General features: G+C 67.7%; 15 protein-coding genes and 1 tRNA gene. 3 read left to right on the top strand and 13 right to left on the bottom strand.

The genetic code is table 11. From position 1 onward, the window contains the following. Positions 1-187 precede the first annotated feature (187 nt). On the top strand, positions 188-619 hold the full coding sequence (locus FB547_RS19400; protein WP_145745224.1) for a dihydroneopterin aldolase: 432 nt from the start codon (positions 188-190) through the stop codon (positions 617-619). A 78-nt stretch (positions 620-697) separates the two neighbouring features. On the opposite strand, the gene fae is transcribed toward FB547_RS19400, so the two are convergent. From fae to cysS, 13 genes are all read right to left on the bottom strand, one after another. Beyond that, positions 698-1,210 carry a formaldehyde-activating enzyme gene (fae, locus tag FB547_RS19395; protein WP_012748178.1) on the bottom strand — a complete coding sequence of 171 codons (513 nt, stop codon included), beginning with the start codon at positions 1,208-1,210 and terminating at the stop codon, positions 698-700. An 83-nt stretch (positions 1,211-1,293) separates the two neighbouring features. Continuing rightward, complete coding sequence (locus tag FB547_RS19390; RefSeq protein ID WP_186454208.1) at positions 1,294-2,232, bottom strand: triphosphoribosyl-dephospho-CoA synthase; 939 nt, start codon at positions 2,230-2,232, stop codon at positions 1,294-1,296. Positions 2,233-2,234: 2 nt separating this feature from the next. Continuing rightward, entirely contained in the window at positions 2,235-3,185 is a 951-nt protein-coding gene (locus FB547_RS19385) for a RimK family alpha-L-glutamate ligase (protein WP_145745029.1), read from the bottom strand. Positions 3,186-3,187: 2 nt separating this feature from the next. Further along, the gene (gene mch, locus FB547_RS19380; RefSeq protein ID WP_145745027.1) at positions 3,188-4,195 is read right to left on the bottom strand and encodes a methenyltetrahydromethanopterin cyclohydrolase; all 1,008 of its coding nucleotides are present in this window, start codon (positions 4,193-4,195) and stop codon (positions 3,188-3,190) included. After that, a complete protein-coding gene (locus FB547_RS19375) occupies positions 4,192-5,334 on the bottom strand; it encodes an ATP-grasp domain-containing protein (protein WP_145745025.1) in 1,143 nt (380 codons plus the stop codon). The genes mch and FB547_RS19375 overlap by 4 nt, the downstream gene beginning before the upstream one ends. Positions 5,335-5,348: 14 nt before the next feature. Beyond that, a complete protein-coding gene (locus FB547_RS19370; protein ID WP_145745023.1) occupies positions 5,349-6,266 on the bottom strand; it encodes an NAD(P)-dependent methylenetetrahydromethanopterin dehydrogenase in 918 nt (305 codons plus the stop codon). 68 nt (positions 6,267-6,334) lie between these two features. Continuing rightward, complete coding sequence (locus FB547_RS19365; RefSeq protein ID WP_145745021.1) at positions 6,335-7,378, bottom strand: beta-ribofuranosylaminobenzene 5'-phosphate synthase family protein; 1,044 nt, start codon at positions 7,376-7,378, stop codon at positions 6,335-6,337. A gap of 228 nt (positions 7,379-7,606) precedes the next feature. Beyond that, positions 7,607-7,699 (bottom strand) — tRNA-Ser (locus FB547_RS19360). Positions 7,700-7,725: 26 nt separating this feature from the next. Then, positions 7,726-8,994, bottom strand: coding sequence for an aspartate kinase (locus FB547_RS19355; protein ID WP_145745019.1), 1,269 nt, complete (start codon positions 8,992-8,994; stop codon positions 7,726-7,728). A gap of 70 nt (positions 8,995-9,064) precedes the next feature. Further along, positions 9,065-10,042 (bottom strand): tRNA lysidine(34) synthetase TilS, encoded by a 978-nt coding sequence (tilS, locus tag FB547_RS19350; protein WP_145745016.1) that lies wholly within the window; start codon positions 10,040-10,042, stop codon positions 9,065-9,067. Between the two features lie 32 nt (positions 10,043-10,074). After that, positions 10,075-11,055 carry an acetyl-CoA carboxylase carboxyltransferase subunit alpha gene (locus FB547_RS19345; RefSeq protein WP_145745014.1) on the bottom strand — a complete coding sequence of 327 codons (981 nt, stop codon included), beginning with the start codon at positions 11,053-11,055 and terminating at the stop codon, positions 10,075-10,077. A gap of 16 nt (positions 11,056-11,071) precedes the next feature. Beyond that, complete coding sequence (locus tag FB547_RS19340) at positions 11,072-11,725, bottom strand: DNA-3-methyladenine glycosylase family protein (RefSeq protein WP_145745012.1); 654 nt, start codon at positions 11,723-11,725, stop codon at positions 11,072-11,074. 17 nt (positions 11,726-11,742) lie between these two features. Further along, a complete protein-coding gene (gene cysS, locus FB547_RS19335) occupies positions 11,743-13,119 on the bottom strand; it encodes a cysteine--tRNA ligase (protein ID WP_145745010.1) in 1,377 nt (458 codons plus the stop codon). Between the two features lie 191 nt (positions 13,120-13,310). Between cysS and FB547_RS19330 the strand changes: the two genes are divergently transcribed. Beyond that, positions 13,311-13,901 (top strand): tetratricopeptide repeat protein, encoded by a 591-nt coding sequence (locus FB547_RS19330; protein ID WP_145745008.1) that lies wholly within the window; start codon positions 13,311-13,313, stop codon positions 13,899-13,901. A gap of 82 nt (positions 13,902-13,983) precedes the next feature. Then, complete coding sequence (locus FB547_RS19325; protein WP_145745006.1) at positions 13,984-14,583, top strand: peptidylprolyl isomerase; 600 nt, start codon at positions 13,984-13,986, stop codon at positions 14,581-14,583. The last annotated feature ends 30 nt before the right edge of the window (positions 14,584-14,613 follow it).

Raw genomic sequence — 14,613 nt, 5'->3', positions numbered from 1 at the left:
GTCTCTGGCCTGCATTTTGCGTTGACGAATCTCGCTGGGGTGGGCTTGCATGCCGCCAGACACACTTTCAAACATATTCGATCACTGGAGACACCACTTGAACACCAGCCCGCGTCCTTCCATCGCCCGCCTTTCCTCCCCGAATGCGTCGAACGCATCGCCCGACGCCGCCGAGGCAGCCGCGCCCATGGACCTGATCTTCATCGAGGGCTTCAGCGGCCAGACGGTGATCGGCATCCACGACTCCGAACTGCATCATCCGCAGCCCCTCTTGATCGACGTGCATGCCGGCGTGCCCCGCGCACGTGCCTGCGACACCGACCGCATCGGCGACACCATCGACTACGGCATGGTGCGCGAACGGCTGGTGCGGCTCATGGCCGAGCACCGGCTGCAACTGCTCGAAGCCTTTGCAGAAGCCATTGCCGACATCCTCATCGACGAGTTCGGCGCCAGCTGGGTTCGCGTGAAGGTGGTGAAGCCGCGCAAGTTCGATGACGTGCAGGCCGTGGGCGTGCAGATCGAGCGCCATGCGCCCACGCATCGCGCCTCGAAGCTGGGGCACGGCGCCACCGTACTCAACTTCCTTGCGAGCGGCATGGTGCCCGCCAAGCACTGAACACGAACACTCGCCGCACCATGCGGCAGCAGCAAAAAAACCGACGCGGTCCACGCGTCGGTTTTTTTGTTTTGCGGCTCAGAGGTGGGCAGCGAACGGATGCGCCGTGGTGCCCTTCTTGTCCACCACTTCCGCGGCGGTCGGCGAGCCGGCCACGGCACGCTGGATGGCCTCGCGGGTGGCCTGGTAGTTGTAGTCCTGGATCTTCTTGTCGTCGTCGGCAAGCCAGTGGATGAACACGCCGACGCAGATGAACAGGTTGTCCGCCTCCGCCATGGGGATGGTGCCATCCTCGACGCTGTCGGCCACCGCCAGCGCCACGGCGCGCTGCGCCGGCCCGAACATCTGCACCGCCTGCTTGGCGCCCTTGATGGTCACTTTGTTGAACATCACGGTGGCCGGCTTGGTCAGCAGGTTGGGAGCCACGACTGCGAGCAGCGAAGTGAAGCCGTCCTTGTTGTTCGTCAACGCGTTCGCGAAGGCTGTCTCGGCAGCGCTGCCGCGCGGTCCGATGATCAGGTCGATATGGGCGACTTCATTGCCGTCGCCAACGAGCGATTCGCCCACCATCAGTCGATCGATTTTTGCCATGGTTTCGAGTCTCCTCTCAGAGGTCCAAGGTGTTTAGGGTCAATACGACACCGGTCAGGAAGACCAGCGCAAAGCCATGGGTATCACGATCCGTGCCATCCGTTCGCCGCCTCGCGCGCGGGCGCCGCGCACGAGCGGATCCAGCCTGACAGCAGAAGCGCCGCCACGGTGAAATCGGCGCTGGTCCCGGGGTTGACGCCTGCGGCCTTGAGGGAGAGGTCCCAGGCGGCGAAGCCGGGGTCGGCATCGAGCGCGACGCCGGCACCGGCGCACCCCTGCCAGGCCTGCGCCGCCGTCATGACAGTCTGTGCCACGCGCTCGCCGTGTTTTCGAACAATGTGTGAATCAGGAAAGGCGCTCAGGCAGGCCAGGTAAAGCCGTTGGACCGAAGCCACAGTGGCCGCATCGGGCGGCGCTTCGGCATCGGCCGGCGCTTCGCTGCAGCCCGCCGGGTGGACTGGCGCCTGGAACGCCAGGGCGAAAAGATCCGCAAAGCCGTCGCGGTACTGCCGCGCGATGAGATCGCGGTCCGCAGCAAGGGCCATGGCGGCCCGCAGATCGACGCTGGGTGCATCGCGCACGTCTTCGGTCGGTGCTGTCCCCAGTCCGCCGGGATGGGCGCGCGCAATGGCGCGATAGGCGGCGCGGGCATCGTCGATGTCGAGCGTGGCCAGCACGCCCTCGACGGCCGCGCGCAGGGCCGCGGGGGTTCCGGCGTGGGGGTGCTGCTCCACCGCCAGCGCAATCGGCGCGCACAGCAGCAGGATGCCGAGGTTGGTGTTGCACCCGGCCACCGCCCAGGTGGCCTCTACCGCGGCCTCGATGCGCTCGCCCACGCGCAGGCCCGGCTCGAACAGCGCCCCGGCCGCGGCCTGGGCGCTGGCAATGAACATCGACGCCTGCATGCCATGGCCGGGCGAGGCCTGGCTGACGTTGCCGGGCTTGCGCACGGCAACGTCGAGCCAGCACGCGCGCAGGAAGCAGGCCCGCGCACGCTCGATGGCCAGCTGCCGCGCGTTCATCATCAGGCGCGGCGCTCCGGCGGCAGGCTCTCTTGCGCGCGGCGGCGCGCCTGCGCGAGCTTGCGGTCGAGCAGGTCGTCGACGATGGCGCGCGCGATGTTGAAGCCCGTCACGCGCTGCAGCCCCTGCCAGGCGGCCACGCCATTGACCTCGAGCACCTGGATCTTCGGCCCGCTGGCCGCGGCGATGAGGTCCACGCCCGCGTAGTCCATGTCGAGCGCCTGCGCCGCGCCTTCGGCCAGTTGGGCGAGCGCGGGCTCCAGCACGGCCGGCTCGCAGCGCGCGCCCTGGGCCACGTTGTGGATCCAGTGCATGCTGACGCGCCGCATCGCGGTGACGGCGCGCCCGCCGACCACCATCACGCGCCAGTCGAAACCCGGCGAGGCCATGGGCGGCACGAAGCGCTGCAGATAGGCCAGGCCCGCGTAGCGCGCATCGATGTCGGGCATCGGATGATGAACGCCGTCGACCTCGCCCACCAGCTGCAGGTTCTTGCCCTGCGAGCCGAACAGGGGCTTGAGCACCAGCGCATGGCCCGCGGCCATCTCGCGCATGGCGATGCGACGCGCCTGCGCCGCCGATTCGGTGGCCCAGGTGGCGGGCGCGGGAATGTGCGCGGCATGCAGCAGCAGGCTGGTCATCGACTTGTCGACTGTGCGCTCGATGGCGCGCGCATCGTTGTAGACCGGCACGCCCAGTTCGCGCAGCGCATGCAGCACGCCAAGGCGCTTGGTGACCTGCTCGAAGCTCCCGCCGGCGATGCCGCGCACCAGCACCGCATCGGGCAGCTCGCGGCCGTAGCCGGGAATGACCAGGCCATGCCATGCCGCGGTGGTGTCGATGTTGCAGTCGGCCAGGTCAACGCAGCGCCCCACCGCGCCGCGTGCGCGCAGCGCGGCCTGCAGCTGGCGCGTGTGCCAGCCGATCTCGTCCGTCATGATGACGATGCGCATGGTCAGGCCTCCTGCAGCCACAGCCGCTGCAGCAGCGCCATGTCGGGTGCGCCGCCATGCCAGGTGTTGCCGCTGTCGATGTTGCTGACCCACACTTCGGCCGGAGCGAACAAGGCGCCATCGATCTTGTAGAAGTCGTACGCGACCTCCTTGAAGATCTCGGCGAACGAGCGCCCGTGATCGCGTGAATTGCGCGACGGCAGCGCACGCGCCAGTTCGCGCGCCGCGCCGTCGTCGCCGCGCACCGTCAGGTGCACGCGGCCGCCGTACAGGATGGAGTCGTTGGTGCGGCCCATGGCCTCGACGCCATCGGCGCTTGGCGACGGCAACGGCGCGGTGCCGGCGCCGTCGACGATGTTGGCCAGCGCAAAGCCCAGCTCGTGCGCCTTGTGCAGCGCCACCTCGAGCACACGCGCCACCACCTGCGTGGTGCCCGCCAAGCTGGTGGTGGGCGTGAGGATCAAGGTCAGCGCTTCGGCGGCCAGGCCGCAATCGCGCAGCAGCTTGTCGATCACGATCTTCGGCGGCGCGCGATCGACTTCCAGCACCAGCACGCCGCAGGGCGCATGGTCGCGGTAGCCCAGTTCGGCAAAAAGTTTTTCCTTGACCGCCAGCGCGCGCGCCGGCCCCGAGCCAAGCGAAAAGAACTTCTTGCCGCCGGTCTCTTCCTTGGTGGCCGCGAGGCTCCAGCCGGCGTACTGGCTGCCAAGGCAGGCCAGCACCGGCTGCGAGCTGCGCACGTCGAGCCAGGTGGGCCAGCCCTCGGCGCTGCCGCCGCTGCGCAGGTTCACATGCCCCAACCCGCCCATGCAGATCTCGCCGATCTGCAAGCCGGCCGCCACGCTGCCGCGTGCCTCGATGCCGGCATCGACGATGCGCGCGCCGCTGTCGTCGCGGCGCAGCTGCAGCCCGAGCGCATCGGCATCGGCCAGCAGGCGCTCGACCAGCGGGCGGGCCAGCAGGTTGACGCTCAGGCCCGACGCGGCCGCGGGCGGGGAAGTGTTGCTCATGCCTTGGTCTCCAGTGATTGCAGCAGCCGCTCGCGGCCTTCGTCCAAGCGGGTGCGCACCTGCTGCGCGCTGCTTCCGCTCGCCGTCAGGGTGCACACGGGGTCGTCGATGTCGAAGCGCTGGCCGGCTTCGGGCAGGTCGCGGATGCCGGGCCATGCGGCAAGGCGCTGCGCCAAGGCCGCGTCGAGCTGCAGCGGCTGCCGCGCGAACACGATCTCGAGGCCTTCGACCTGTTGCGCATGCGATGGCACCGGCGGCGGCAGTTCGCCATGCAGGCAGGCACGCAGATGCGCCTGCATCACGCCCGGCGAACCGGCGGGCGCCTTGTAGAGGCTCATGCTGGCTGGCGGCCTCGGGTTGACCTCCAGCACGCCGATGGCGTCGCCGTCGCGCATGAAGTCGAGGCTGCACAGGCCGCGCAGCTCGAACTCCGCAGTCAGCGTGCGCGCGATGGCCGTCACGCGGCGCGCGATGGCCTCTGCCACGGGCACCGGCCCGACGGCGCCGCAGAACACGAAAGGCCGCGTGCCGAAGCGGCGTACGGTCTGCTCGTTGAAGCCGAGCACGTGCACATCGCGGCCGTTGGCGATGAAGGTGGCCGACATCGGCAGCCCGGCCATTTCGCGCTGGAAGTAGTGGTGCGAGGACGGCGGCTCGTCCATCGACCACGGCGCATGGCGCACATGCCAGCCGCCGCAGCCGTGCGCGTCTTTCATCAGCCATCCGGCGGGATCCTCGGGCGGCTGCAGCAGCACTTGCGGAAAGGGTATGACCTGCGCCGCAAGAAAGCCGAAGAAGGCGGCCGGATCGCGCAGGCGGCGCACGGCCGCGGGCGCGGTGCCGATCAGCGGCAGCACGGCCGCGCCCTCTTCCAGCAATTCGGGCTCGCCTTCGAAGCCGCTGCCTGCGATCCAGCCCAGCACCGGTTCGCCAGCCTCTGCGAGCGTGCGCAGCGCGGCCAGGACGCTGGCCGCATCGATCTGCAAACTGCCGGGCGCGCCAATGGGCAGCCAGCGTGAGGCCGCGCGGCGCGTGTCGACATCGCCGAACAGGTCGAGCGCGACCACCTGGAAGCCATCGCTCGCCGCCGCCTCGGCCATGGCGCGCGCAGAGATGGCGGCAACGACGATCGTCTGCATGGTGCCCGCGGGCTTCAAGCCGTCTTTCCGGCCTGCTCGACCAGGAACGCGCGGGCCACCGCAAAGGCTTCGGGAAAGCTCAGCACCTGCGCCTTTTCAGCCTCGCACATCTGCACCAGCAGCCGATGCTGCGTCTGGTACTTGACGTTGCCCACCGCCAGCGCGCCGATGGCCACGGCCTGCGTGCCGGCCAATGGCTTGGCGTCGTCCATCACGCCGACGCCGGCAATGCCTTCGGGGGGCACGGCGTTCACGTCGGCCGCCACCTTGAGCCGCGTCGCGGCGCCGAGCGCCTCGCTCGATACGACCTGCACGCCCGCGGCCGCACAGGCCAGCAGTACGTCGGCATCGGCGATGGAGCGGCGCACGGCGTCGGGGTCGCCGCCCGAGAGGCCGTGCAGCTTCACGCCGAAGCGCTGCCCGGTTTCGTCGGCCGCTTCCTGCGCCGCGTCGATGCCGTTGCGGCTGGACAGGTACACCTCGGCACCAGCCTGCGCCGCGATCACACCGGCCACGCGGCCCACCGGGCCCGTGCCGCCCAGGATCACCACGCGCTGGCCTTCCAGTCCCTGCCCATGGTGGCGCTTGAGCGCGGCCTCGACGCAGGCCACCATGGCCGCGGCCGTGGTGTAGGCGCCGCTCGGATCGGCCATCGCCGAGACGACGAAGGGCTTGACCATCGACGTCCGCGCGCGCTCTAGCATGTCGGCCGCCAGCTGCGCGTCGCGTCCGCCGATGAAGATGCCGGTGCGTGCCACGCCTTTGGGCCCACGCGAGAAGATGGTGTCCTGCGTCAGTCCGGTGATGCGGTCCAGGCCCACTTCGCAGTAGGGCACGATGATCTGGTAGCCGGCGTCCGCCGCCATGTTGATGTCGAACGGGCTCATCTGTTGGCCGGGGGTGAACATGTGGAGGATGCGGGGACGTTCCATGAGGGCCTGCGTTGGTTGATGTTGATGTGTGGAAGGTTGAGGCGTCGGGTGGCCTGCGCCAGCAGGATTCAGCGGTTGCGCGGCTCGGCGGCACGGCCCCGCACCACCGCCCCGCGGTTGCGGCCCGAGACGATGCGCAGCTCGAGCCGCGGGTCGAGCTGTCCGGAGGCACGCGCCGCATCGACCAGCATCTCGGCCCGCACGTGCGAAGGCACGATCGCAAAACTCGTGGGGCCCCACGAACTCTGGCCGATGGCCACATCGTGCCCGCGGCTCGCATCCGCGAACCAGTGCATCAGCCGCCCGACCGCCGCGCTCGTGTAGATGCCGCCCTGCGCGGGCGCGAAGTGCTCGCCGAGCAGCTGCTGCATGCGGTTGATGCCCGCGGCAAACGGCGCGAACTCTGCGCGCGCGGCGCCGGGCAGCACCCGCATCAGCACCTGATGGCAGATCTCGGCCGCGCCTGCCTGCGGCAGGGGCGGCAAGGCCGCAATGGCTTTCTTCTCCGCGCCGCCCGACAGGCCCTTGTGCGTGGGATCCTGGACCACGATGACGCGCCATTCCTCCGGAAACTCGATGCGCGACAGCAGCGGCGCGGGCAGCCCGTCGGCGCCCGGGCCGCCATCGAGCAGCAGGCCGCCGCTGTCGAAACCCGCAATGCCGATCCCCGAGCGCAGGCCACGCCCGAGCCAGTGCGCCAGCGTGCCCGTGTCCAGACCGAGCCCATGCCATTCGGCAAAGGCCCGCCCGATGGCCGACGCGAGCTGCGTGCCCGAGCCGAAGCCCGCATGCGGCGGCAGCGCATGGCGCAGCCGCAGCGACAGCGGCGCGTGGCGGCTGCTGCGCTGCTTCAACACCGCCAGATAGTCCGCCGCGCGGGCCAGTTCCGCTTCGCCGGCCGGCGTGTCGGCCGCCAGGTGGTCCACCGCGGACGCCGACAGTTCCACGTCGGTGGTGAAGCCGTCGATCACCAGCCCCAGGCTGCCGAACGCGCGCCCGAGCGAGCCCGAGGGGTCCAGAAAGCCCAGGTGCAGGCGCCCGGGCGCGCTCACGTCCACCGTGCGAACGCTCTGGTCGAGCCTGGAAGCAAAGGCGAGGTCGGCGGAAGTCATGGGCGGCGGTGTGCGACGAGGCGAGGTCATGGACCCGCTTGTCATAGCAAGGGCCGTTCCGTCCATGCGCCCAGAGGGAGCACCGGGGCCAGGGCGCGTTCAGGAGGCCGCCGATGTCCCAGGAGCGGGACAATGTGTCACGGCGCGCGGGGCCGCGGCGGGAGTCGCGGCTGCGGCGCAGCGCCCCAAATGAAAAACGCCCCGTGAGGGGCGTTTTTGTTTGCTATCTGGCGGAACCGGAGGGATTCGAACCCTCGATGAGGCTCTACACCCCATACTCCCTTAGCAGGGGAGCACCTTCGGCCACTCGGTCACAGTTCCTGAAAGAAGCCGAGATTATGCCACCATCAGGCGGCCGGTTGGTCCAGATCGAAGGCTTTGTGCAGGGCGCGCACGGCCAATTCCATGTATTTTTCGTCGATCACGACCGAGGTCTTGATCTCGCTGGTGGAAATCATCTGGATGTTGATGCCCTCTTCGCTCAGCACGCGGAACATCTTGCTGGCAACGCCCACGTGGCTGCGCATGCCGATGCCCACGATGCTGACCTTGCAGATCTTGGTGTCGCCCACGATCTCGGTCGCGCCCAGCGAGGGCATGACCTTCGACTGCAGCAGGTCGACCGTCTTCGCGTACTCGTTGCGGTGCACGGTGAAGCTGAAGTCGGTCCGGCCGTCCTTGCTGAGGTTCTGGATGATCACGTCGACCTCGATGTTGGCATCCGCCACGGCACCGAGGATGTGATACGCGATGCCCGGCTTGTCGGGCACGCCGAGCACCGAGATCTTGGCTTCGTCGCGGTTGAAAGCGATGCCGGATACGACGGCTTGTTCCATGTTTTCGTCTTCCTCGAAAGTGATCAGCGTGCCGGACTTGGCCTCTTCATTGATGTCGATGTCCCACGGCGTGAAGCTCGAGAGCACACGCAGCGGCACCTTGTACTTGCCGGCGAATTCCACCGAGCGGATCTGCAGCACCTTGGAGCCCAGGCTCGCCATCTCGAGCATCTCTTCGAAGCTCACGGTCGAGAGGCGTCGGGCATCGGGCTCCACGCGCGGGTCGGTGGTGTAGACGCCGTCGACGTCGGTGTAGATCAGGCACTCGTGCGCCTTCATCGCCGCCGCAATGGCCACGGCCGAGGTGTCGCTGCCGCCGCGGCCCAGCGTGGTGATGTTGCCGTCGTCGTCCACGCCCTGGAAGCCGGTGATCACCACCACCTTGCCGGCGTCGAGGTCGGCACGCACGCGCTCGTCGTCGATGCTTTCGATGCGCGCCTTGGTGTAGGAGTTGTCGGTGCGCACCGACACCTGCCAGCCCGCGTAGCTCACGGCTTCCATGCCTTCGGCCTGCAGCGCAATGGCGAGCAGCGCGGAAGAAGCCTGTTCGCCGGTCGAGGCGAGCATGTCGAGTTCGCGCCCGTGGGCCTCGCTCGGTTTGCTCGGCGCCAGTTCCTTGGCCAGGCCGAGCAGGCGATTGGTCTCGCCGCTCATGGCACTCGGGACCACGATCATCTGGTGGCCGGCGCGCGCCCACTTGGCGACGCGCTTGGCGACATTCTTGATGCGCTCGGTCGAGCCCATCGACGTACCGCCGTATTTGTGAACGATCAATGCCATGGATGAATTCAGAGAATAAGAAAGGGCCGGTGCTGCACCCCCGAGTGCCAGCGCGGCGCCCTGCAAGCCGTCAGCGCGAAGCCTTGGGCGAGGGCCCGGAATTGTACCAATGCAGCAGATCGCCCCTGCGCTGGGCAAATCCATTGGCCACCTTGAGGTGGATCCGGTGGCCGCGGGTGGTGCAGGCGCGAACCTGGTCCAGCAGCTGGTCGAGCTGCGCCGCGCTGGGCGCGCAGCCGTGTGCCTGCATCAGCCAGTGCCGCAGCACATTGGCCTGCCGCGCGCGTGAAAGCGCCTGCAGCGCGGCGATGCGGGGCGGGTTGCCCACCACCGCCAGGTCCTGCGCCGCGAGTTCGCCCAGCAGTTCCTGCGCTTGCGCGGCATGGCCGATGCTGCGGGCGAAGGTGGCGCGGAACTGCGGGAAGGTCCGCTCCAGCGCGGGCAGCAGCACGGCGCGGATCCGGTTGCGGGTGTAGCGCTCGTCCTCGTTGGTCGGGTCCTCGATCCAGGGCAGGCCGACGCCCTTCAGCCACGCCCGGATGTCGGCCCCAGGCACCGCCAGCAGCGGCCGGTAGATGTCCAGTCCGTTGCGCCGCGCATGCGCGGGCATGGCCGCGAGGCCCGGCAGACCGGCGCCCCGGGAGAGCGCCAGCAAAAGGGTTTCGACCTGGTCGTCGGCATGGTGCCCGAGGACTATCGATTCGATAGCGCCGAGCGCCGTATCCATGCGCGCCATGGCTGCAAAGGCGTCGTAGCGGGCGCGGCGCGCCGCATCTTCGGGGCTGTCGCCCTGCGCATGGCGTGCGTCCACGCGGTGCACCACCAGCGGCACGCCCAGGCGTTCGCACACCGCCGCGCAATGGCGTTCGAATTCATCGGCTGCCGCCTGCAGTCCGTGGTGCACATGAAACGCGAGCACCTGCCCTGGCCAGGCCGAAGCGCAAGCGGCCAGCAGGGCCGTGGAATCCGCCCCGCCGCTGAAGCCCACCGCCAGCGGCAGATGCGCCGGCTCGAACGCGGCCATGGCGCGTTCGAAGGCTTCGTTCATGGAAGGAGCAGCGCGCTGGGCTGGCTTGTTCTTTACCTGCCGGTGTCGGCCTTGGTGTCGTTGAAGCGCCCGTAGCTCTGCAGGCGTTCGTAGCGGCGCTCGAGCAGTTCCTTCGGCTTCAGGTCGCTGACCTGGCGGAAGGCGTCGTTGAGCGCGCGCTTGAGGAAGGCGGCCATCTGGCGATGGTCGCGGTGCGCGCCGCCGACCGGCTCGTTCACGATCTTGTCGACCAGGCCCAGCGCCTTCAGGCGGTGCGCGGTGATGCCGAGCGCATCGGCCGCTTCCTGCGCCTTGTCGCTGGTCTTCCAGAGAATGGAGGCACAGCCTTCGGGGCTGATGACCGAGTAGATCGAATACTGCAGCATCACGAGCTGGTCGCCCACCGAAATGGCCAGCGCGCCGCCGGAGCCGCCTTCGCCGATGATGGTGACGATGATCGGCACCTCGAGCTGCGCCATCTCGTAGATGTTGCGGCCAATGGCCTCGGACTGGCCGCGCTCCTCGGCATCGATGCCCGGATAGGCACCGGGCGTATCGACGAAGGTGAAGACCGGCAGCTTGAACTTCTCGGCCGTCTTCATGAGGCGCAGCGCCTTGCGGTAGCCCTCGGGCTTGCTCATGCCGAAGTTGCGCGCAGTGCGCTCCCTCGTGTCGCGCCCCTTCTGGTGGCCGAGCACCATGCAGGGCGTGCCGTTGAAGCGCGCCAGGCCGCCCACGATGGAAAGGTCGTCGGCAAAGTGCCGGTCGCCGTGCAGTTCGACGAAGTCGGTGAAGATCTCGTTGACGTAGTCGAGCGTGTAGGGCCGCTCCGGATGCCGCGCGATCTTGGTGATCTGCCAGGGCGTCAGGTCGCTGTAGATGTCCTTGGTGAGCTGCTGGCTCTTCTTGCCGAGCTGGTCGATTTCCTCCGAGATGTCGACCGCCGATTCGGTCTGTACATAGCGCAGTTCTTCGATCTTGGTTTCGAGTTCAGCAATGGGCTGCTCGAAGTCGAGGAAGGTTCGTTTCGCCAACGTCTTCTCCTGTTGTTCAATATGCGACCGGTACCGGGTCGAGCGATCGCCAAATATACCAAGTCGCCACGCTGCAATACGGGGCCCAGGCCACGGCAACGTCGCGGGCATCGCTTCGGCTCACGGGATCGCCCGAAAAATAGTTGACGCTGATGCCGTTGAGCAGGCCCAGGTCGTCGACCGGCAGCACGTTGGGCCGCATCAGGTGGAAGATCAGGAACATCTCGGCCGTCCAGCGGCCGATGCCGCGGATGGCCACGAGTTCATCGATGATGAGCTCGTCGGCCATGTCCTTCCAGGCGTCGACGTGCACCGCGCCCGAATCGAAATGGATGGCCAGGTCGACCAGGTACTCGATCTTGCGCGCCGACAGCCCTGCCGCGCGCATGTCGTCGACCTTGAGCTTGAGCACGTTGGCCGGCGTGAGCTTGCGCGGCAGCAGCGCGAACTTGTCCCACACGGTCTGCGCGGCCTTCACCGAGATCTGCTGGCCCACGATGCTGCGCGCGAGCGTGGTGAACGCGTCGCCGCGCGACTCGAGGCAGGCGTCGCCGAACTTCGGGATCAGCCGCTTCATCACGCGGTCCTTCCTGGACAGGTGCTTGCAGGCCTCTTCCCAATAGTCCGGCGTATAGATCTGGACCGCCGGATTTTTCGAGGAAGCAGGCATGGGATTCGTGGTTCCGTTCACTGCGCTGCGGCCCAGGTTGTGCCGGTGGGCGAATCCTTGAGCACGATGCCCTGCGCGAGGAGGTCGTTGCGGATGCGGTCGGCCTCGGCAAAGTTCTTGGCGGCCTTGGCAGCCGCGCGCGCGTCGATCTGCGCCTGGATGGCGGCTTCGTCCAGCGTGGCGCCTGCGCGCAGGAAAGCACGCGGGTCGCCCTGCAGCAGGCCCAGCGAACCGGCCAGCGCCTTCAGCAAGCCGGCTGTTTCTGCGGACTTGGTGCGATTGACTTCGCCGGCCAGCTCGAACAGCACGGCGATGGCCTCGGGCGTCCCGAAGTCTTCGTCCATGGCGGCCTTGAAGCGCGCGGCATGGGGCTGCGTCCAGTCGATCACTGCTTCGGCCGGAGCGACCAGATCGAGCGCGGTGTACAGGCGCTTCAGCGAATTGCGGGCGTCGTCCAGGTGTGCGTCGCTGTAATTGAGCGCGCTGCGATAGTGTGTACGCACCAGGAAAAACCGCAGGCTCTCGGCGTCGTACTTCTGCAGCACCTCGCGGATGGTGAAGAAGTTGCCCAGGCTCTTGGACATCTTCTCGTTGTCCACGCGCACGAAGCCGTTGTGCACCCAGAAGCGCGACAGCGGCTTGCCATTGGCGCCTTCGCTCTGCGCGATTTCGTTCTCGTGGTGCGGGAACTGGAGATCGGCGCCGCCGCCATGGATGTCGAAGGTTTCGCCGAGCGTGGCGCAGCTCATGGCCGAGCACTCGATGTGCCAGCCCGGCCGGCCGGTGCCGTAGGCGCTTTCCCATTTGGCGTCGGCAGGCTCGGTCGGCTTGGCAGCCTTCCAGAGCACGAAGTCGAGCGGATCCTGCTTGCCGTCGAGCACGGCCACACGTTCGCCCGCATGCAACTCGTCGAGCGACTTGCCCGACAGCTTGCCGTAGCCCGGGAACTTGCGCACCGCGTAGTTCACGTCGCCGTTGTCCGAACGATAGGCCAGGCCCTTCTGCTCGAGCTTCTCGATGATGCCCAGCATCTGCGGCACGTATTCGGTGGCGCGCGGCTCGATGGTGGGAGGCTCGATGCCGAGCGCGCCGATGTCCTGGTGCATGGCCGCGATCACTTCGTCGGTCAGCTCACGGATGGTGATGCCGCGCTGCACCGCGCGCGCAATGATCTTGTCGTCGATGTCGGTGATGTTGCGTACGTAGGTCACGGCGTAGTCGCTCGCCCGCAGCCAGCGCTGCACCACGTCGAAGGCCATCATCATGCGGGCATGGCCGATGTGGCAGAAGTCATAGACCGTCATGCCGCACACGTACATGCGCACCCGGCCCGGTTGCAATGGGGAGAACTCCTCCAGTTCACGCGAAAGCGTGTTGTAGATGCGCAGACTCATGAGGCTCGGAAAGCGTCGCTTCGCGCTCGTGCGGTACGGGCGAACGACGGTGTATTTCAGGGGTGACGGGACAGTGGCCACGAGGGGTTGGACATGGCCCCTCGGCTACAATGCACCGCAGTATAAACGGCTGCTGCCGTCTCATTCCGGGTGTTTTCGAAGCCCGCATTTCCCACTCCTGCCGAGGCTTCATGAAGCACGTCGCGTTCTCCAAACTCTCCATCGCCTTCGCACTGCTGTTCAGCCTGTGGGGTTCGGCTGCCTACGCCAACGACTACGACGACGTCAACCAGCTGCTGCGCCAGGGCAAGTCGAACGAGGCGCTCGTCAAGGCCGACGCCTACATTGCCGGCAAGCCGCGCGATCCGCAGATGCGCTTCCTGCGCGGCGTGATCCTCACCGAGCAGAAGAAGCAGAACGAGGCCATTGCCGCGTTCACGCAGATGACGCAGGATTTCCCCGAACTGCCCGAGCCCTACAACAACCTGGCGGCGCTCTACGCAGCGCAAAGCAAGTTCGACCAGGCGCGCGCCGCGCTGGAGCAGGCGCTCAGGCTCAACCCCAACTACGCCACCGCGCACGAGAACCTCGGCGACGTGTACGCCCGACTGGCGGCCCAGGAATATGTGCGAGCGCAGCAATTCGCCAGCACCAACGCCAGCGTGGCGCCCAAGCTCTCGCTGATCCGCCAGATCTTCACGCCCAAGGCCGAGGCCGATGCCGCAGCCCTGCCGGCGGCACCGCCTGAAGTGCGCAAGCCGGTCGGCCGCGCCAGCAAATAGCAACAACCGTCGGCAGCATCCCGGCCGCGGCCGCTTGCATTGCCCGGTCCGTGCCCCACATCATTCGCACACGGAGCCATCCTTGAAGATCCAAGCCCCTTCCCTGTCCACCCGCTTCAGCCGCCGCGGCGCGCTCCTGCTGGCCGCCTCGCTCGCGCTTGCCGGCGCCGTCCATGCGCAGCAGCCCGGCCCGCGCGTGAAGCTCGCCACCTCGGCCGGCGACATCCTGGTCGAGCTCGACCAGGCCAAGGCGCCCCAGACGGTCGAGAACTTCCTGCAGTACGTCAAGGACAAGCACTACGACGGCACCGTGTTCCACCGCGTGATCGACGGCTTCATGATCCAGGGCGGCGGTTTCACGGCCGACATGCAGCAAAAACCCACGCGCGCGCCCATCCCGCTCGAAGCCGGCAACGGCCTGAAGAACGACCGCTACACCATCGCAATGGCGCGCACGGGCAATCCGAACTCGGCCACCTCGCAGTTCTTCATCAACGTGAAGAACAACGACTCGCTCAACGCGCCCAGCCCCGACGGCTACGGCTACACGGTGTTCGGCCGGGTCGTGGCCGGCACCGAGGTGGTCGACAAGATCCGTGCCGTGCAAACCGGTAACAAGGGCGGCATGCAGAACGTGCCGCTCGAACCCATCATCATCAAGTCCGCCACACTGGCGAAATAATTTCCGAACATCCGAAGGAAGGACTCCCTC

The organism is Variovorax beijingensis, from assembly GCF_007828835.1.
In the GTDB taxonomy this organism is placed as follows: Bacteria; Pseudomonadota; Gammaproteobacteria; order Burkholderiales; family Burkholderiaceae_C; genus Variovorax; species Variovorax beijingensis_A.
This window is presented reverse-complemented; position numbering and strand designations above follow the sequence as displayed.